The sequence below is a fragment of the Brevundimonas sp. M1A4_2e genome (assembly GCF_053345555.1).
Genome location: NZ_JBKFAI010000005.1, coordinates 22940 through 41482, shown reverse-complemented (window position 1 = coordinate 41482; position 18543 = coordinate 22940). Strand labels below are relative to the sequence as shown.

Annotated in this window: 22 protein-coding genes and 1 riboswitch; of the genes, 9 read left to right on the top strand and 13 right to left on the bottom strand. The window is 67.7% G+C overall.

What is annotated here, in order from left to right; genetic code table 11:
• Positions 1-161: 161 nt before the first annotated feature.
• Positions 162-1175, top strand: coding sequence for an adenosine deaminase (locus tag ACLBV5_RS11695; RefSeq protein WP_447605786.1), 1014 nt, complete (start codon positions 162-164; stop codon positions 1173-1175).
• Between the two features lie 386 nt (positions 1176-1561).
• Here the strand turns inward: ACLBV5_RS11695 and pncA are convergent, their stop codons facing one another.
• Both pncA and ACLBV5_RS11685 read right to left on the bottom strand, forming a co-directional pair.
• On the bottom strand, positions 1562-2194 hold the full coding sequence (pncA, locus tag ACLBV5_RS11690; protein ID WP_447605785.1) for a bifunctional nicotinamidase/pyrazinamidase: 633 nt from the start codon (positions 2192-2194) through the stop codon (positions 1562-1564).
• Between the two features lie 4 nt (positions 2195-2198).
• On the bottom strand, positions 2199-3167 hold the full coding sequence (locus tag ACLBV5_RS11685; protein ID WP_447605784.1) for a class 1 fructose-bisphosphatase: 969 nt from the start codon (positions 3165-3167) through the stop codon (positions 2199-2201).
• Between the two features lie 114 nt (positions 3168-3281).
• A riboswitch (glycine riboswitch) is annotated at positions 3282-3378 on the top strand.
• A gap of 160 nt (positions 3379-3538) precedes the next feature.
• Here ACLBV5_RS11685 and gcvT point away from each other — a divergent pair.
• From gcvT to ACLBV5_RS11655, 6 genes are all read left to right on the top strand, one after another.
• A complete protein-coding gene (gene gcvT / locus ACLBV5_RS11680; protein ID WP_447605783.1) occupies positions 3539-4648 on the top strand; it encodes a glycine cleavage system aminomethyltransferase GcvT in 1110 nt (369 codons plus the stop codon).
• A 137-nt stretch (positions 4649-4785) separates the two neighbouring features.
• Positions 4786-5151: a glycine cleavage system protein GcvH gene (gene gcvH, locus ACLBV5_RS11675; protein ID WP_024353391.1), complete on the top strand. Its 366-nt coding sequence runs from the start codon at positions 4786-4788 to the stop codon at positions 5149-5151.
• Between the two features lie 119 nt (positions 5152-5270).
• Positions 5271-6617, top strand: a complete 1347-nt coding sequence (gcvPA, locus tag ACLBV5_RS11670; RefSeq protein WP_134580012.1) for an aminomethyl-transferring glycine dehydrogenase subunit GcvPA — start codon at positions 5271-5273, stop codon at positions 6615-6617.
• 14 nt (positions 6618-6631) lie between these two features.
• Positions 6632-8209, top strand: coding sequence for an aminomethyl-transferring glycine dehydrogenase subunit GcvPB (gene gcvPB / locus ACLBV5_RS11665; RefSeq protein ID WP_447605782.1), 1578 nt, complete (start codon positions 6632-6634; stop codon positions 8207-8209).
• Between the two features lie 171 nt (positions 8210-8380).
• Positions 8381-8782 (top strand): PGPGW domain-containing protein, encoded by a 402-nt coding sequence (locus tag ACLBV5_RS11660; protein ID WP_447605781.1) that lies wholly within the window; start codon positions 8381-8383, stop codon positions 8780-8782.
• Positions 8783-8901: 119 nt separating this feature from the next.
• The gene (locus ACLBV5_RS11655) at positions 8902-9372 is read left to right on the top strand and encodes a DUF6789 family protein (protein ID WP_253119623.1); all 471 of its coding nucleotides are present in this window, start codon (positions 8902-8904) and stop codon (positions 9370-9372) included.
• Between the two features lie 112 nt (positions 9373-9484).
• Here ACLBV5_RS11655 and ACLBV5_RS11650 read toward each other — a convergent pair whose 3' ends face one another.
• The 10 genes from ACLBV5_RS11650 to ACLBV5_RS11605 form a co-directional block, all read right to left on the bottom strand.
• Complete coding sequence (locus ACLBV5_RS11650) at positions 9485-10000, bottom strand: F0F1 ATP synthase subunit B (RefSeq protein WP_447605780.1); 516 nt, start codon at positions 9998-10000, stop codon at positions 9485-9487.
• 1 nt (position 10001) lies between these two features.
• A complete protein-coding gene (locus ACLBV5_RS11645; RefSeq protein ID WP_025978383.1) occupies positions 10002-10574 on the bottom strand; it encodes a F0F1 ATP synthase subunit B family protein in 573 nt (190 codons plus the stop codon).
• An 80-nt stretch (positions 10575-10654) separates the two neighbouring features.
• Positions 10655-10879 carry a F0F1 ATP synthase subunit C gene (locus ACLBV5_RS11640; RefSeq protein WP_003168985.1) on the bottom strand — a complete coding sequence of 75 codons (225 nt, stop codon included), beginning with the start codon at positions 10877-10879 and terminating at the stop codon, positions 10655-10657.
• A 58-nt stretch (positions 10880-10937) separates the two neighbouring features.
• Positions 10938-11726: a F0F1 ATP synthase subunit A gene (locus ACLBV5_RS11635; RefSeq protein ID WP_025978384.1), complete on the bottom strand. Its 789-nt coding sequence runs from the start codon at positions 11724-11726 to the stop codon at positions 10938-10940.
• Between the two features lie 5 nt (positions 11727-11731).
• Entirely contained in the window at positions 11732-12103 is a 372-nt protein-coding gene (locus ACLBV5_RS11630) for an AtpZ/AtpI family protein (RefSeq protein WP_447605779.1), read from the bottom strand.
• Positions 12104-12256: 153 nt separating this feature from the next.
• Complete coding sequence (gene scpB / locus ACLBV5_RS11625) at positions 12257-12937, bottom strand: SMC-Scp complex subunit ScpB (protein WP_313631969.1); 681 nt, start codon at positions 12935-12937, stop codon at positions 12257-12259.
• Positions 12934-13758, bottom strand: a complete 825-nt coding sequence (locus ACLBV5_RS11620; protein ID WP_003163745.1) for a segregation and condensation protein A — start codon at positions 13756-13758, stop codon at positions 12934-12936. The genes scpB and ACLBV5_RS11620 overlap by 4 nt, the downstream gene beginning before the upstream one ends.
• 16 nt (positions 13759-13774) lie before the next feature.
• Positions 13775-14824 carry a beta-N-acetylhexosaminidase gene (gene nagZ / locus ACLBV5_RS11615; protein ID WP_134580004.1) on the bottom strand — a complete coding sequence of 350 codons (1050 nt, stop codon included), beginning with the start codon at positions 14822-14824 and terminating at the stop codon, positions 13775-13777.
• Between the two features lie 14 nt (positions 14825-14838).
• Entirely contained in the window at positions 14839-15642 is an 804-nt protein-coding gene (locus ACLBV5_RS11610) for an SPOR domain-containing protein (protein ID WP_447605778.1), read from the bottom strand.
• A gap of 86 nt (positions 15643-15728) precedes the next feature.
• Complete coding sequence (locus ACLBV5_RS11605; protein WP_447605863.1) at positions 15729-16943, bottom strand: deoxyguanosinetriphosphate triphosphohydrolase; 1215 nt, start codon at positions 16941-16943, stop codon at positions 15729-15731.
• A gap of 87 nt (positions 16944-17030) precedes the next feature.
• Between ACLBV5_RS11605 and erpA the strand changes: the two genes are divergently transcribed.
• Complete coding sequence (gene erpA / locus ACLBV5_RS11600; RefSeq protein WP_376787736.1) at positions 17031-17372, top strand: iron-sulfur cluster insertion protein ErpA; 342 nt, start codon at positions 17031-17033, stop codon at positions 17370-17372.
• 4 nt (positions 17373-17376) lie between these two features.
• Here the strand turns inward: erpA and ACLBV5_RS11595 are convergent, their stop codons facing one another.
• Positions 17377-17985 (bottom strand): type 1 glutamine amidotransferase domain-containing protein, encoded by a 609-nt coding sequence (locus ACLBV5_RS11595; protein WP_312448621.1) that lies wholly within the window; start codon positions 17983-17985, stop codon positions 17377-17379.
• 116 nt (positions 17986-18101) lie between these two features.
• Between ACLBV5_RS11595 and ACLBV5_RS11590 the strand changes: the two genes are divergently transcribed.
• Positions 18102-18497, top strand: coding sequence for a hypothetical protein (locus ACLBV5_RS11590; protein WP_025978392.1), 396 nt, complete (start codon positions 18102-18104; stop codon positions 18495-18497).
• The last annotated feature ends 46 nt before the right edge of the window (positions 18498-18543 follow it).

The window sequence follows — 18543 nt, the reverse complement described above, 5'->3', positions numbered from 1 at the left end:
TATCGCAGAGCGATGGGGAGGTGGATCGACAGCGAAGCCGACGAGACGGAGGGGCCGCTTTGTTCCGCCCGGCTCAGCCCCTCCACCACTTCGTGGTCCCCCTCCCCATTGCATGGGGAGGAAAAATGCTAGGCTGGCCCCACGCTACGGAGTCTCCCCTCATGTCCGCCCTCGACGCCTTCATCGCCGGCCTGCCCAAGGCCGAACTGCACCTGCACATCGAAGGCTCGCTCGAGCCCGAACTGATGTTCGAACTGGCGCAGCGCAACGGCGTCGCCATCCCCTACGACAGCGTCGAGGCCGTGCGCGCGGCCTATGACTTTTCGAACCTGCAGGACTTCCTCGACATCTATTACGCGGGCGCCGCCGTGCTGCTGACGCGTCAGGACTTCGAGGACCTGGCCTTCGCCTATTTCCAACGCGCCGCCGCCGACAACGTCCGCCACGCCGAGATCTTCTTCGACCCCCAGACCCACACCGACCGGGGCGTGCCCTTCGCCGTCGTGGTCGAGGGCCTGATCGCGGGCATGGACCGGGCCAAGGCCGAGTTGGGCGTCACCAGCGGTCTGATCCTCAGCTTCCTGCGCCACCTGTCGGAGGACGAAGCCTTCGCCACGCTGGAAGCCGCCAAGCCCTACCTGCACCACTTCATCGGCGTCGGACTGGATTCGTCCGAGGTCGGCCACCCGCCGTCCAAGTTCCAGCGCGTCTTCGCCGCCGCCCGCGAACTGGGCCTGAAACTGTGCGCCCATGCCGGTGAGGAAGGCCCGCCCGAATACGTGCGCGAGGCGCTGGACCTGCTGCACATCGACCGCATGGACCACGGCAACCGCTCGATGGAGGACGAGGCCCTGATCGCCCGTCTGGCCGCCGAGCAGATGACGCTGACGGTCTGTCCCCTGTCGAACCTGAAGCTGTGCGTGGTCAAGGACCTGAAGGACCACCCCGTACCCGAGATGTTGCGCCGCGGCCTGCACGTCACCCTGAACTCAGACGACCCCTCCTATTTCGGCGGCTATGTGAACGCGAACTACAGCCAGTTGGCTGAAGCCGTCGGCCTGACCCGCGAACAGGTGGTGCAATTGGCGAAGAACAGCTTCGAAGGCAGCTTCCTGAACGACGCCGACAAGGCCGCGCGGATCGCCGAGGTCGAGGCCTACGCGGCGGCGAACTGAGCATGCTCACCAAAATAATCGGCCTGACCGCCTTCGTCCTATTGGCTGCAGCAAAGCTCTGCTGGTTCAACGTCACGGTGCGTTCAGCCCGCCTTCGTCATCGCGGCATAGGTCGTGGGCAGCGCGTGTGGGGCAAGGGATGGAGCCCTATGAACATCCCTGCTTTCGCTTTCGTCTATTCCGACGACCATCGCGCTTTCAACAGCCCCAGCATTACTGCGACTGTCTGGATGCTACGCCTTCTCATACCAGCAATCGCGATATGCTCTTCAGCTTTCGTGTGGCTTGTTTTCACCCATTCAAGCTGAACGGGCAACGATAAAGGGTGCACCTTACTCCCATAGCCCACCGGTCGCATGCCCGCAGAATATAGGGAGATGGGCGCTTTAGCCGAGAAGCAATCCGGCTTCGATCTCCGCCACGCCTAGCGCCGCGAACCCGGCCTTGGCCGCCGCCGCCGTGTCCGGGGCGATGGCGCGGCAGGCGTCCTCGATGACCACGGCCTCAAAGCCTTCGCGCACTGCGTCCTCGGCGGTGAAGCGCACGCAGTAGTCATAGGCCAGGCCGCACAGGAAGACGCGCTTCACGCCCCGATCGCGCAGCAGGCCCGCCAGCCCCGTCGCCGTTCTGCGGTCGTTCTCATAGAAGCCGGAATAGCTGTCGACCGCCGGATTATAGCCCTTGCGCACCACAGCCAGCGCCTTGGTCACGGCAGGCGCGGCGTCGGGGTGAAAGTCCGCCCCCGACGTCCCCTGCACGCAATGATCCGGCCACAGCATCTGGGGGCCGTAGGCCACCTCGATCTGCGTGAAGGGCGCGACGCCGGCATGGTTGGAGGCGAAGCTGATCTGGTCCGGCGTGTGCCAGTCCTGGGTGGCGATGACGGTGGCGAACCGCTCGGACAGCCGGTTGATCAGGGGCATGATCGCCGCCCCGCCCTGAACCGCCAGGGCGCCGCCCTCGCAGAAGTCGTTCTGGGCGTCGATGACCAGGAGCGCATCAGTGGCGGCGATCTGCATGGCGTCAGGCCGCCGCGATCTGGTCGACTTCGTTGGCCGAGCCGAGGACGACCGGCACCCGCTGGTGCAGTTCGGTGGGGGTCACGTCCATGATGGCCTGCTTGCCGTCGGTGGTGGACTTGCCGCCCGCCTGTTCGACCAGGAAGGACATGGGGTTGCCTTCGTACATCAGGCGCAGCTTGCCCGGCTTGTTCGGCTCGCGCTTGTCCCACGGATAGAGGAAGACGCCGCCGCGCATCAGGATGCGGTGCACGTCGGCCACCATGGCGGCGACCCAGCGCATGTTGAAGTTCTTGCCCCTCGGGCCGTCGGCGCCCTGCAGGCAGCCGTCGACGTAGCGCTGGACGCTCTCGGCCCAGTGGCGCTGGTTCGACATATTGATGGCGAACTCTTTCGTATCGGCCGGGATGCGCACGTCCTCATGCGTCATCAGCCAGCGGCCATCGGGCGCCAGGGTGAAGCCGGCCACCCCCTTGCCCGTCGTCAGCACCAGCATGGCCTGACCGGCATAGACGGCGTAGAGCGCCGCGACCTGATGGCGGCCCGATTGCAGGAAGTCGGCCTCGCTGGGCTGGGCCGATGGCGCCTTCAGCACCGAGACGATGGTGCCGACCGGCGCATTGATGTCGATGTTGGACGAGCCGTCCAGCGGGTCGAACAGCACCAGATATTCGCCCGCCGCATTGGCCGAGGGCTGCATCGTGTCCTTTTCCTCGGACGCCACGCCGGCCACGGCCGGGCAGGCCAGCAGGGCCTCGGTCAGCAGATCGTCGGCGATGACGTCCAGCTTCTTCTGCTCTTCGTCCTGAACGTTGACCGCGCCCGAGGCGCCCAGGGCGCCGACCAGGGCCCCGCCCGCGACCACGGCCTTGATGCCCACGCAGGCGGCGGCCGCCGTCGTCAGCGTCGCGACCAGTCCCTGCGGCAGGTCGAGGGAGGCGAGGTGGGCGGCGAGATCGGTGCGGGCGGTCATGACGTCCTTCAAATCCTGTGGGCGAAGCGCGGTTCCGCCCCTCATGGCCCCTAGGATCGACGGCGGCAAGTCCGGCGCCGCTTGACTCGGCGCTGGATTCGCGGCCTTAGGTCGAACGCTCTCGCGGGAGAGACCGGGGCCGTTCGCGGCGCCCGGAGCCGAAGGCGCAACCGCCCCGGAAACGCTCAGGCAAAAGGACCGCGAAAGCGCACGGACGCTGGAAAGTCGCCGAAGGACGGAGGGTCCCGACGCGCGCCGACGGAGCAAGGCCGAACCTTTTCGGGAACGGTCGGAATCTCTCAGGCTTCAGGACAGCGGGGGCGCAACGACGGCGAAGCTATCGCCGCAACCTGCGACCCGGAGGCGACGCCATGAGCGATCAGGCCCTTAAGACTACCCCCCTCAACGCCGCGCATCGCGCGCTGGGCGCCCGCATGGTCGGCTTCGGCGGCTATGACATGCCGGTCCAGTATGAAGGGGTGCTGGCCGAGCACCGCTGGACCCGCGAGCACGCCGGCCTGTTCGACGTCTCCCACATGGGCCAGGCCAAGATCACCGGCGCCGACGCGATTGCGCAGTTCGAACGCTTCGTGCCTGGCGATTATGAGATCGTGAAAGCCGGCAAGCAAAAATACACCCTGCTGCTGAACGAACAGGGCGGCGTCATGGACGACCTGATGGCGGGCAAGCCGTTCGAGGACGGCCTCTACATCGTCGTCAACGCCGGCAATAAGGATGCGGACTTCGCCTTCCTGAACGCCGAGCTGTCGGGCGACGCCAAGCTGGAGGTCCTGGACCGCGCCCTGCTGGCCATCCAGGGCCCGGAGGCGGCCGAGGTCATGGCCGCCCATTCGGCGGAGCTGGCGGACATGGGCTTCATGGATTGCCGCGCCATCCGTCTGTTTGACGAAGACTGCATCGTCTCGCGCTCGGGCTACACCGGCGAAGACGGCTATGAGATTTCGGTTCCGGCCGCCGCCGCAGAGCGCGTGTGGAACCTGCTGCTGTCGGACGCGCGGGTGAAGCCGGTCGGTCTGGGCGCGCGCGACTCCTTGCGTCTGGAAGCCGGTCTGCCGCTGCACGGCCACGACGTCGACGCTGAGACCACCCCGGTCGAGGCCGGCCTGACCTTCGCCCTGTCCAAGTCGCGCAAGGAGCGCGCCGACTTCGCCGGGGCCGACGTCATCCTGAAGCAACTGGCCGACGGCCCGGCGCGCGTCCGCGTCGGCCTGCACGTCAAGGAAGGCGCCCCCGCCCGCGAAGGCGCCGAGATCGCCGACATGGACGGAAACCTGATCGGCAAGATCACCTCGGGCGGCCCCTCGCCGTCGCAGGGGCGCAACATCGCCATGGGCTATGTGCCGCCCGCCTTCGCTGAAGTCGGCACGGAACTGAAGGTTCTGGTGCGCGGCCGTCCCGCCGCCGCCGAAGTCGTCGCCACCCCCTTCGTGCCGACCCGCTACTATCGGAAGCCGAAATAAGATCGTCGCCCTCGGGCTTGACCCGAGGGCCGGGCGGTCCGCCGCTCGACGCTGGAAGTTTTAGCCCAATCGCCCGCTCCAGGGCTCGATCCTCGGGTCCAGCCCGAGGATGACGAGACAAAAAAAGGAAGACCAGAATGAAGTTCACCAAGGATCACGAGTGGGTTCGCCTGGACGGCGACGTCGCCACGGTCGGCATCTCCAAGCACGCCGCTGACGCCCTGGGCGACGTGGTGTTCGTCGAGACGCCGGAAGCCGGCAAGACCGTCTCGGTCGGCGACAGCTTCGCCGTCGTGGAATCGGTCAAGGCCGCCTCGGACGTCTACGCGCCGATCGCCGGCGAAGTGATCGAAGGCAACGCCGTGCTGGCGACCGCCCCGGAAACCGTCAACGCCGACGCCGAGGGCGAAGGCTGGTTCGCCAAGATCAAGGTGTCCGACGCCTCGGTGCTGGACGGCCTGATGGACCGCGCCGCCTACGACGCCTATCTGACCACCCTCTAAGGTCTCCCCTCTCCGCTCATCCCCGCGGAAGCGGGGACCCAGTTCTTTGGGATCAAGCAGCGGTTGTTTGAAGCTTAAACCTGGGTCCCCGCTTCCGCGGGGATGAGCGGAATAAAGTAATGCGCTACCTCCCCCTGACGCCCGACGATCGCGAGGCCATGCTGGCCGCCATCGGCGCCAAATCCATCGACGACCTCTTCATCGACGTGCCGCAGGCCGCGCGCCGCGACGGCTTCGTCGACCTGCCCCGCGTGGCGGGCGAGCTGGAGGTCGAGCGCGCCCTCGGCGCCATGGCGGCCAAGAACGCCACGGCCTCGACCGTGCCCTTCTTCTGCGGCGCCGGGGCCTACAAGCACCACATCCCGGCCACCGTGGATCATGTGATCCAAAGGTCGGAATTCCTGACCAGCTACACCCCCTATCAGCCGGAAATCGCCCAAGGGACCCTGCAGTACCTGTATGAGTTCCAGACCCAGGTCGCGAACCTGACCGGCATGGAAGTCGCCAACGCCTCGCTCTATGACGGCTCGACCGCCATGGCCGAAGGCGTGCTGATGGCCACCCGCGTGACCCGCCGCAACAAGGCCGTCATCTCGGGCGGCGTGCACCCGCATTACGTCAAGGCGACCGAGACCGTCGTCCACGCCGTCGGCGTCGAGACCCAGGCGCTGAAGCCCGCGGTCGACGCCGAAGACGCCGTCATCGCCGCCATCGACAAGGACACGGCCTGCGTCGTCGTCCAGACCCCGAACGTCTTCGGCACCGCCACCGACGTCACCAAGATCGCCGAGGCCGCCCAGGCTGCAGGCGCCCTGCTGATCGTCGTCGTCACCGAAGCCGTGTCGATGGGCCTGCTGAAGTCGCCCGGCGAAATGGGCGCCGACATCGTCGCGGCCGAGGGCCAGTCGATCGGCAACGCCCTGAACTTCGGCGGCCCCTACATCGGCCTGTTCGCCACCCGCGAGAAGCTGCTGCGCCAGACGCCCGGCCGCTATTGCGGCGAGACCGTGGACGCGGAAGGGCGGCGCGGCTTCGTCCTGACCTTGTCGACGCGCGAGCAGCACATCCGCCGCGACAAGGCGACCTCGAACATCTGCACCAACTCAGGGCTCTGCTGCCTGGCGTTCAGCATCCATATGAGCCTGCTGGGCGAGACGGGTCTGCGCCAACTGGCCCTGCTGAACCACGAGAAGGCGCTCGCCACGCGCGATGCGCTCGCCGCCATCCCGGGCGTCGAAATCTTGACCCCGCGCTTCTTCAACGAGTTCGCGGTCAAGCTGCCGAAAAACGCCGCTGACGTGGTGCAGACCATGGCCGACAACGGCGTCCTGTGCGGCGTGCCCTACAGCCGCCTGAACCCGGATGCGGGCCTCGACGACGTGCTGCTGGTCGCCGCCACCGAGACGACGCTGGACGCCGACATCAAGATCCTGGCGGGTGCGCTCGCCAAGGTTCTGGCCGCCTGAGGGAGATTGGAATCATGAGCACGATGAACACTGTCGGCCGTCCGACCGCCCCGAACGAAGGCCTGGACGCCAACTACAAACCCGCCACCCTGACCGGCGGGCGCGGCCTGCTGCAGGACGAGCCGCTGATCTTTGAAGGCGAAGGCTGGGGCAAGACCGGCGTTGACCTGCCCAAGCCCGCAACGGACGGCTCGGACCTGGGCGACCTGGTCCGCAAGGATCCGATCGGCCTGCCCGGCCTGTCGGAGCCCGAGGCCATGCGCCACTATGTGCGCCTGAGCCAGAAGAACCACGCCATCGACCTGGCCATCTATCCGCTGGGGTCGTGCACGATGAAGCACAACCCGCGCCTGAACGAGAAGATGGCGCGCCTGCCGGGCTTCTCGGACATCCACCCGCTCCAGCCGCAATCGACGGTGCAGGGCGCGCTGGAGCTGATGGACCAGTTGGCCCACTGGCTGACGACGCTGACGGGCATGCCTGCGGTGGCGTTGTCGCCCAAGGCCGGGGCCCACGGCGAGCTGTGCGGCCTGATGGCCATCCGCGCCGCCCACGAGGCCAAGGGCGAGCATGAGCAGCGCCGCAAGGTGCTGGTCCCGACCTCGGCCCACGGCACCAACCCGGCCACCGCCGCCTTCGTCGGCTATTCGGTGGTCGAGGTCGCCCAGACCGACGACGGCCGCGTGGACGTGGCCGATCTGGCGTCCAAGCTGGGTCCGGACGTGGCGGCCATCATGGTCACCAACCCGAACACCTGCGGCCTGTTCGAGCGCGACATCCTGGAGATTAGCCGCCTGACGCACGAAGCGGGCGCCTACTTCTACTGCGACGGCGCCAACTTCAACGCCATCGTCGGCCGGGTGCGCCCCGGCGACCTGGGCGTCGACGCCATGCACATCAACCTGCACAAGACCTTTTCGACGCCGCACGGCGGCGGCGGTCCGGGCGCCGGTCCGGTGGTGCTGTCGGAAGCCCTGGCCCCGTTCGCACCCGCTCCGTGGGTCGTGAACACGGGCGACGGCTACAAGTTGGTCGAGCGCGAGGAAGACGAGGCCGAACAGGCCTTCGGCCGTCTGTGCGCCTTCCAGGGGCAGATGGGCATGTATGTGCGCGCCCTCAGCTACATGATGAGCCACGGCTCGGACGGCCTGCGTCAGGTCGCTGAGGATGCGGTGCTGAACGCCAACTACGTCAAGGCCCGCCTCGAGGACCTGATGAGCCCGGCCTTCCCCGAAGGCCCGTGCATGCACGAGGCCCTGTTCGACGACGAATGGCTGAAGGGCACGGACATCACCACGCTCGACTTCGCCAAGGCGATGATTGACGAGGGCTTCCACCCGATGACCATGTATTTCCCCCTGGTCGTCCACGGCGCCATGCTGATCGAGCCGACCGAGACGGAGTCCAAGGCCGAACTGGATCGCTTCATCGAGGCCATGCGCCTGCTGGCCGGCGCCGCCAAGGCTGGCGACGTCGAACGCTTCAAGGGCGCGCCCTTCCATGCGCCCCTGCGGCGTCTGGACGAGACCCGCGCCGCGCGCTCGCCGCGTCTGCGCTGGGCCGCCCCGGAAGGCTCGAACCGCGCGGGCTGATCGCTCCCGCAAGCCTGGGTTCAGGGAACGCCGTGTCTTTCAGGACACGGCGTTCTGCATTTCTGAGCCGACTTACGAAAGCGTCATGGCGACGCCGCCTTTCGGCCTTGTCTCGTGCGTTTACTGATTGTCGGCCCTCCCTGGCCGCAATCTTGATTGAGCCGCCGCCTCGTGACCCTGGTCCTGCCCTCTCTGAACCCGCCGCCGCCCCGTCTGGGGCTGGCGCGGCGCGTGCGCCGTCTGGCGCTGATGGGCGTGGGCTTCTTCGTCATCCTGCTGGGCATATTGATCGCGCCCCTGCCCGGCCCCGGCGGCGTGCCCGTCATCGCCCTGGGTCTGGTGATCGTGCTGCGCAACTCCTGGTGGGCCAAGCGACAGTTCATCCGCGCCCAGCGCGCCCGGCCCAACTGGGTGTACCCCTTCCGCCGCCTGATGCGGAAAAAGCCCGAGATCGCCCCCGTCTTCTGGCAGCAGACCCTGCGCGCCGAAAAGATGGTGCTGCGCCGCCGTCGCCGCCCGCTGGCGCGCTTTCGTCGCCGCCTGCGCCGGGGCTGGCGCGCCTTCCGGCAATAAAGGCCAAGCTAAGGCGAACACAGGAATGTGAACCGGGTTCACCCCCGAGCGCCCCTGAACGGCGTATGCTCCCCCTTGCGTAGTCACGAGGTTGATAGGCGTTGGGAGGCGCTGTTCACATGATGTCACGCGTAAAAAAGGGAATTATCGCCGGTTTCATCGCTACCGTCGTGGTTTCCGTGCTTGAGCTCGCCAATCTGTTCCTCAACCACCTGTTCGATCCCTTCCCTGGGGTCGTAGCCCGCATGTTCGGCATGCCGGGCAATATGGCGGCGGGATGGGTCATCCACCTGGTCATGGGCACCTTTGTGCTGGGGTCGCTGTTCGGCGTCCTCTATCCGCGACTACCGACGGCCACGCCCATCACCAAGGGCATCGTCTTCGCCGTCGCCGCCTGGGTGGCGATGATGCTGGTCATCACTATGAGCGGCGATAACCGGACCTTCACCGGCTCGTCCGGCTTCGGCACAATCGGCTGGATGCTGGCGCTGCACATGGTCTTCGGCGGCGTCCTGGGCAATGCCTACGCCCGGCTGGTCGAACGTGAGAAGCGCGGCGCCGCGCCGATCGGAGCCGCTCCGGCCCATTAACCGACAGTCTGAACCGTCCTTGATCCCGACAACCGGATCTTGAACAGCAAAAGGCCCCGCCGTCGCCGGCGGGGCCTGATGTTTTTCGGGTCTGACTAAACGCGCTCGGCGATCAGTTCAGCTTGCCGCCGATCTGGCCGATGGCCTGGTCGAGCAGCGGGTCCGTCTTGGCGTCGGCGATGCGGGCGGCCAGGATCTGTTGAGCGGCCTTGGCGGCCAGGTCGGCGGCCGCTGCCTTGACCTCTTGCGTGGCCTCGGCCTCGGCCTGGGCGATCCGGCGCTCGGCCAGAGCCTGACGGCGAGCGGTCGATTCCTCGATACGGGCCTTGGCTTCGGCTTCCAGACGCTTGGCGTCGGCTTCAGCCGTGGCCAGCAGGTCGGCGGCCTGAGCTTCAGCCTCGGCCTTTTCCTGACGGATCTGGGCCAGCATGGCTTCGGCTTCGGCGCGAAGGCGGGCGGCCTCGTCCAGGTCGCCCTGGATCTTGGCGGCCTTGGCGTCCAGGCTGGTCGCGACCAGCTTGGGCACGCCCGCCATCACCACGATGGCGATGAAGATCAGCAGGCCGATGGCGACCCACAGCTCAGGGTTAGCGACATCATAGAAATGGCCGGTCAGGAAGGCGGGCATATCAGGCGGCTCCCTTGATGGCGGCGGCCAGTTCGGCGTCGGTCGCGGCCTTGCCGGTCAGACGCTCGAGCATGGCGCCCGCCGCGTCCGAGGCGATGGTCGAGACGTTCGCCATGGCGGCGTCGCGGGTCTTGGCGATGGCGCCTTCGGCTTCGGCGATGCGCGCGTTGACCACGGCTTCATCGGCGGCCAGGCGTGCATTGAATTCTTCGGTGACGCGCTGCTTGGCGGCGACAGCGGTCGCGCGGGCGTCGGCCCGGGCCTTGTCCACCTCGGCGCGGGCGGCCTCGGCTTGAGCGGCCGCTTCGGTCTGGACCGAGCGGGCGGCGGCGATCGCGGTGTCGATCGTGTCGGCGCGTTCGTCCATCACCTTGCGCAGGCGCGGGGCGAAGACCTTGGCGACCAGGACGTACAGAAGGACGAACAGGATCAGCAGATAGCCGATCTGGCCCGCCCAGTGCTGGAATTCGAACTGGGGCAGACCGCCCGAGGCATGCTCGGCCGTCGCCTGCGTCTCCGCATGGAGGTCGCCCGGCGCCGGGGTCTGAACGTCAAGTGTGGGTGTGCTGGCCATGAACCGTCTTCGCTAGATCAGGACAGCGGCGCGCAGGTCAGGCCCGCGCGCCGCCGATTCTGAGAGATCGTGGGCTGGGATCAGCCGAAGATCATCAGGACGCCCAGCACGAAGGCCAGGATGCCCAGGGCTTCGGCCAGAGCCGCGCCGACGAACAGGTTGCCGACTTGCGAGGCGGCAGCAGCCGGGTTGCGCAGAGCGCCGGCCAGGAAGTTGCCGAAGATGTTGCCGACGGCCAGGGCCGAGCCGATCATGCCGAGGGTGGCCAGACCAGCGCCGATGTACTTAGCGGCTTCAGCGTCCATGATGATTTCCTAATTTCTTGGAGCGTTGGAGGGTAGGGTTACGAACTGAACTCAAGCCTTAGTGGCCATCGCCCAGGTTGACCACATCGTTGAGGTAGATGCAGGTCAGAACGGTGAAAACGAAGGCCTGAAGGAAGGCCACCAGGAACTCGAGCGCCGTCATCGCCACGACCATGCCCAGCGACAGGGCCGCCACCGGGATGAAGGCGTAGGCCAGGCCGCCGGTGACGATGGCCACCGCGCCCAGCTGAACGACGAACTGGGCGAAGATCTTCAGCGCCACGTGGCCGCCCAGCATGTTGCCGAACAGACGAAGAGCCAGGGTGGCCGGGCGCAGCAGGAAGGAGACGAACTCGATCAGGCCGACGACGGGGCGCAGCAGCAGCGGCGCGCCTGCGGGCCAGAACAGCTTCAGGAAGCCGACGCCGTTCTTGACCAGACCGACCACGACAACCGTCAGGAAGGAGATCAGGCCCAGGGTGACGGTCACGGCCAGTTGCGAGGTGGCGGTGAAGGTCAGGAACATGCCCAGCAGGTTCATCGACAGCACCATCAGGAACATGGTGAAGGCGAAGGGGAAGTACTTGCGGCCTTCGTGCCCGATGATGGAGTTGGCCAGGTTGTCGACCATGCCGAACAGGCTCTCGCCAGCCGCCTGCATCCGACCCGGCACCACCTTGGCGCCCGAGGTCGCCAGAGCCAGGAAGCCCACCACGCCGGCGAAGGCGATGGTCATGGCCACGTGCGAATTGGTGATCGCGATCACCTGCTCGCCCAGGACGGGAACATTGACCGTGCCGAACTCTACGAGCGGCTTGACCTCAAATTGTTCAATCGGACCGGCCATTAAGCCTATCGTTCCCTGTTTTCTTCGTCAGCCTCGACGATAGGTTCGCCCTGTTGGGGCAAACCCGCCGCCTTGGCCTGCGCCATCAGCCGGTTGGCTGTGCGGCGCGCCATATAAACCGATAAGGCGAAGCCCAGAAGGACCCCGCCCACAACGCCTATCGGCGTCGTCCCGAACAGCCGGTCGACGCCAAAACCAAGTCCAAGACCGATCAGCACCCCGCCCAGCAGTTCGGCGATGATGCGATAGGCCTGGCCGACCACCTTCTGCGCAGCGACCTCGACGGACTTGTCCGCCTGAACCTTCGCCTCCAGCGCGGATGCGCTTTGGTGGAGGCGTTTGATCGCCTCTTCGCGCGATTCCTTCGTCGGGGACATGGGCCTGTTTGGTCAGCGCCCGGCCGGGGCCGGATCGGGTCTGAATTTCGGCGCGGAACCTATAGGCGGGAGGCCTTCAGGTCAAGGCGGCCTCCTTGGGACTTAAGTCCATGAGTTTTCGCGGTTTCTTGTGAGCGCGACGATCCGTCCCGGCTAAGGTTGCGACTCTTCGTCCTCGCTGATGAAATCCTGGGCGAATTCGGGGGTCCCGCCGTCCAACCCGGTCAGCAGATCCTCGCCCTCGTCGTCGCCGGCGCGCGAGGGGTCCGGCACCTCGAAACCGACCGGCATCGACAGGTCCAGCAGGCCCGCCGCCTTCATCTCCTGCACGCCCGGCAGGTCATAGAGGCTCGCCAGGCTGAAATGCTCCAGGAAGCGGTCGGTCGTGGCGTAGGTCACCGGCCGTCCGGGCGTACGGCGCCGCCCGCGCAGGCGCACGAAGTCCATCTCCAGCAGCAGGTCCAGCGTGCCCTTGGACAGGGAGACGCCGCGCACGCTCTCGATCTCGGCGCGGGTGCAGGGCTGGTGATAAGCGATGATGGCCAGGGTCTCGAGCGCGGCCTTGGACAGTCGACGCGGCTCCTCGCGCTCCTCGGTCATCAGGAAGCCGAGATCAGGGGCTGTGCGGAACCGCCAGCGCTCGGCCACGCAGTCCAGCTCGACCCCGCGCCCCTGATAGCGTTCCTGAAGGGCAGTCAGCGCCCCGCCGACGTCGGCGCCTTCGGGAAGGCGGCGCGCGATCTCGGCCAGCGACAGCGGAGCGGCGGCGGCGAACAGCAGGGCCTCGACCCGGCGTTCGATCTCGAGGTGGTCGGGGGTGAAGTCGAGAGTCACGGCGTCAGCTCCAGCGGCTGCCCCAGCCCTCTGCGCTTCAGCCAGACCGCGTCGAATGGCCGCTCCTGCCGGATGTCCATGCCGCCCTCCTTCACCAGCTCCAGACTGGCCGACAGGGTGGAGGCGGTATAGCTGGCCTGGCTGGGGCCTTCCTGCCCCTCGGGCTTCTGCGGCGCGACGCGCTCCAGCGGCGTCCATTCGGCCAGACGCGGCATGATCTCGCGCAGCCAGTCGCGCGCAGCCTCCAGCTGGAAGGCTTCGACCCGCTGGCCGGGAGCGTATTTGCGGCGCTCCTCGCGGCGGCGTTGGGCGACATAGGCGCTCATCAGTTCATAGAGGCTGGCGTCCACCCGGTCTGACGGGATGATGACCGTCGCCTGAGGGTCGCCGCGCGTGAAAACGTCGCGCTTCAACTGCGGGCGGCCGGTGATGGCCTCGACCGCTGTGCGCATGGCCTCCAGCTTCTGCAGACGGAAGGCCAGGGCGGCGGCGATCTCTTCGGCGGGCGGCTCCTCCGGCTTGTCCTTCTCGTTTCGCGGGATCAGCAGGCGCGACTTCAGATAGGCCAGCCACGACGCCATCACGAGGTAGTCGGCCGCCAGCGCGAAATTCCTCCGCCGCGCCTCATGCACGAAGGCTAGATACTGTTCCGCCAGACGGGTGATGGACAGCTTCAGCAGGTCCACCTTCTGCGTCCGCGCCAGGGCCAGAAGGACGTGCAGCGGACCTTCATAGCCCTCCAGGTCGACGACGAAGGCCTCCTGCGCCTCGACCTGTTCGACGGCGGTGAAGTCGAGATTCGGCTGGAAGGCCTCGCTCATGCGCCCTCCCCGGCGATCACCCTTGCGCCTCGCCCACGTCCGGCCCCTTGGCGGCGTCGAAGCGGCCGGTCAGGGCCGCCTCCAGCCGGGCGCGGCCCTCGGCGACGTCCAGAGGCTCGGGCGCGCGAACGATGCGGTTCAGCGCAGCCTCGGCGCGGCGTTTGGCCTCGCCCTTCAGTTTCTTCGTTCCGTCGGCGACGGCGGCCATCTGCTTCAGGTCGCCGTTGCAGTGAAGCACCACGTCGCAGCCCGCCTTCAGCGACTGCTCGGCGCGCTCGGTCAGCGTGCCCGACAGGGCCTGCATCGACAGGTCGTCGGACATGATGAGCCCCGAGAAGCCCAGCCGCTCGCGCATCAGGCGGATCGCCTTCTTCGAGGTGGTGGCCGGGCGCTTGGCGTCGACGGCGGTGAAGACCACGTGCGCCGTCATCGCCATCGGCATGTCCGATAGCGCCTTGAACGGGGCGAAGTCCCAGGCGTCCAGGTCCTCGATCGCCGTCTCGACCACCGGCAGGTCGTGGTGGCTGTCCGAGAAGGCGCGGCCGTGGCCGGGAATATGCTTGATGATCGGCAGGACGCCGCCCGCCAGCAGCCCTTCCGCCGCCGCGCGGCCCAGTTGGGTCACGGTCGCCGGATCCTGAGCGTAGGCGCGGTCGCCGATGATGTCGTGGGCGCCCGGCACCGGCACGTCCAGCACCGGGACGCAGTCGACCGTTATGCCCAGTTCGCGCAGGTCATGGGCGATCAGCCGCGCGCCCAGCCGCACCAGTTCGCGCGCCGCCGCCGGATCGTTGGTCGCCTTCAGATAGGCGGCGCCCGGCGGATATTTGGGCCAGTGCGGCGGGCCGAGGCGCTGGACCCGGCCGCCCTCCTGATCGATCAGCACCGGGGCGTCGTCGCGCCCCACGCTGTCGCGCAGCTCGGAAACCAGCGCCTTGACCTGTTCGGGGCTGTCCACATTGCGGCGGAACAGGATGAAGCCCCACGGCTTGGCCTCGGCGTAGAAGGCGCGCTCCTCCGCCGTCAGCCGGTGGCCGGAACAGCCGTAGATGGCGGCGGAGGTCATGTTGCGCTCGCCCCTTAGCGGACGATGCAGTCGCGGCCCGCAGCCTTCAGCGCATTGCAGAAGGCGACCGCGCGTTCACGGCTCATGCCGGTGAAGGTGGTGCGGTAGACGGTCGAACCGTTGGAGGCGGTGACTTCCTGAACGCGCTTCTCGGCGCCCGAGGCGTACTGGCCGAAGCGGGCGGCGACGGCGGCGTATTCGCGGTCGGCGATGGCGGTCGAGGAGAAGGCGCCGATCTGCACGCCGGACGATCCGCCCGTCGCAGCCGGAGCGGGTGCGGGCGCCGGAGCCTTCGTCGCCGGAGCAGGCGTTACGGGCGCAGGCGCGGCCGGGGCCTTGGCCGCCGGTGCGGGCGCGGCGGGCGGCGGGGTCGAGGACTCGACCGGCGCGGCCGGGGTCGTCGGCGCGGGGCGCGGCAGCACCTCTTCCGGACCGGGGGTGAAGGTCGGCGCGGCGTCGCTCGGCTCGCCGCCGTCGCGATAGACCCGGATGTCGGCCTCCGGGTCGATCGGCTGCGCGTCCAGCGGCGCCTCGACCTTCATGCTTTCGACCGGGGTTCCGACGGCCGGCGGCGCGTCCGTCGAGGAACGCACGCCCGAGCGGTAGAAGACCACCACGGCCACGATCAGCAGAAGCAGGACGATGGCGCTGATGATCAGGGTGATCGGCGGCGACTTGGCGGCCGGCGCCCGACGCGGGTCATAGCCGCCGCGCGTGAAGGGCAGATCGTCGTCGGTCGGCGGCGTGTAAGCGCCTCGGTCCCGGCCCCCATTCGGCCCAGCGTTGGGGTTGCCTCGGTGATCATCGTGGTAGGACATGGGTCGCGCCTTGGTGGTCGTGGGACACGCGCGCGAATCGGCGCGCCTCGGCGCTCAGTCTAACGCGCCGTGAAGCCCTTCTCGAATCACAGATCGAGGGCGAGGTCGAGACTGAACAGCTTCCTGTGGACCTCGATGGCGTAACGATCCGTCATCCCGGCGATGTAGTCGCACACGGCCCGCGCCCGCGCGTTCGGATCGTCGGTGAGGGCCGAGGCCTGCCACTCAGGCGGCATCACCTCCGGCTCGGCCATGAACAGCTGGAACAGCTGGGCCAGCACCCGGCGCGCCTGACTGCGGGTGCGGTTGACGCGGTAATGGCGATACATCCGCTCGAACAGGAAACGGCGCAGGACGGCCAGCTCCGCCATCATGTCGGCCGAGAACTGCACCAGGGTCTCGGGGGCGTTGCGGACATCCTCCACCGTCTCGATGCGGTGTTTGGCCAGACGGGCTTCGGTCTCTGCCAGAACGTCGTCGACCATGACGCCGATCATCCGGCGCACGGCTTCCAGCCGCAGCATCCGCTCGTCAATGTCGGGCCAGTCGGCGCGCGCGCTGGCGATGCAGCGTCCGATCAGCGGCACGTCGGCCAGGTCGGCCAGGCTGAACAGCCCTGCCTGCACCCCGTCGTCCACGTCGTGGTTGTTGTAGGCGATGTCGTCGGCGATGGCCGCGCACTGGGCCTCCAGCGAGGCGAAGGTCCCCAGACGCAGGTCCCACTCGGCCGCCCCGCCCGGCGCATAGGCGGCGACCGCCTTCCACGCCGGGTCCGCCAGCAGGTGCGCCACCGGGCCGTTGTGCTTGACCACGCCCTCGACCGTCTCCCAGCTCAGGTTCAGGCCGGGGAAGCCAGGATAGCGCGTCTCCAGCTCCGTCACGACGCGGAAGCTCTGGACGTTGTGATCGAAGCCGCCGAAGGCCTTCATCTGTTCGTGCAGTTCGTCCTCGCCCGCGTGGCTGAACGGCGGGTGGCCCAGGTCGTGGGCCAGAGCCACCGTCTCGGCCAGGTCGTCGTCCAGCCGCAGGGCGTGGGCCAGAGACCGGGCGATCTGCGCCACCTCAAGGCTGTGCGTCAGCCGGGTGCGGTAGTGGTCGCCCTCGTGCGCCACGAAGACCTGCGTCTTCTCCTTCAGCCTGCGGAAGGCGGTGGCGTGGATGATGCGGTCCCGGTCGCGGGCGAAGGCGGTGCGGGTGCGGCTGGCGGGCTCGAAAACATGGCGCCCGCGGCTCGCGGCGGGGTTTTCGGCGTAGGAAACGCGGGACAGGCTCAAGGCGGCGGCACTTCGTGATGGCGACAGGCCTTTGCGAACGCCTGTCAGACCCTCATATAGAGGGCTGTGAGCACCGTCCAACCTACAGAATCAGCCCGCGACCTGTCGCTGTCGATCGCGACCCGGTCGCCCGAAGGCATCACGCTGGCCGAAAGCGGAGCGCGCCGCCTGTCCAAACTGTCCGAAGCCGAGGGCAAGCCGGTGCTGCTGCGCGTCGCCGTCGACGGCGGCGGCTGCTCAGGCTTCCAGTACCGCTTTGAGCTGGTCGACGGTCCGCAGGCCGATGATCTGGTGGTGCGCCGCGACGGCCAGGCCGTCGTGATCGACCCGGTGTCCGTGCCCTTCCTGAAGGATTCCGAGATCGCCTTCGTCGACGAACTGGCGGGGGCGCAGTTCGTGATCCGCAATCCCAACGCCGCCTCCAGCTGCGGCTGCGGCGTCAGCTTCTCGATCTGACGGCCTAGTGGGCTGACGGCCGCGCTTCGTCCGACTTCGCCTCGCGTCGACCTGCGCGAGGCGCCTCGGCGAAGGCCTGGATCATGGCCGCGTTGAAGGCGGGCAGATCGTCGGGGCAGCGGCTGGTGACCAGGCCGTCATCGACCACCACCTCCTTGTCCACCACCTCTGCGCCGGCGTTCCGCAGATCGGTGCGGATGGACTTGTAGGCCGTCAGGGTGCGCCCCTCGGCCACGCCCGCCTCGATCAGAATCCATGGTGCGTGACAGATGGCGGCCACCGGCTTGCCCGCGTCGAAGAAGGCGCGGACGAACTTAAGCGCCGCCTGCTCCGTCCGGAGCTGATCCGGATTTGCGACTCCGCCCGGCAGAACCAGGCCGTCGTAGCGAGAGGCGTCCGTCGTCTTCAGCGTCTTGTCGACTGCGATCCTCTCGTCGGGCGTCAGGTGATCGAAGCCCTGAATCCAGCCGGGCTCCAGAGAGATCACCTCGACCGTCGCGCCCTCTGCGCGCAGCGCCTTCACCGGCTCCTGAAGCTCGATCTGCTCGACCCCGTCGGTCGCCAGGACAGCAATGGTTTTTCCAGCCAGGGTCTTCTTGGAAGTTTCGGCCATGTGAGAGGCTCCTTGGGTTGCGAGGATAAGGATCGGGGGTCCGCTTAGAACCGCTCTTCCGGCCAGAGGTTGCGGCCCCGCTTGGCGCGAAGTGACGCGATGCCCATCTTCTTTCCATGCGCCCCCTTCCGGTTATCCTGTCGCTGTTCGTCGCCCATCTGGGCCTAGCGGGTTCGGCCCAGGCGCAAACCTGGCCTGGATGGCCCGGCCCGCCGCCTGCTGGCTACAGCCCTCAGACGGCGGCCGCTGAACAGCACCGCCAAGCGATCGAGCAACTGCGCCTGCAAGCGGACCAGCGCGAGGCCGACGCCGCCCGGCTGCGGTTTCAGACAGAGCTCGCCCTACGTCAGTTGGAGGCGGCGCGGATCCCTGTCCCCGTTGCTCCGCCTCTGACGGCGTATGAGCCCTATTCAGCCCCCCTGCCCCCGCCACAGCGTCTATCGCCGCCCGTGGATCAAGACGCGGCGGGCGTCCCCGAGATCGACGCCTGGCTGAACCGACCCCCGCACTGATTTCTTAGGATCGGAGAGGTTGCCTTTGCATCTCTTCACCTGCGCC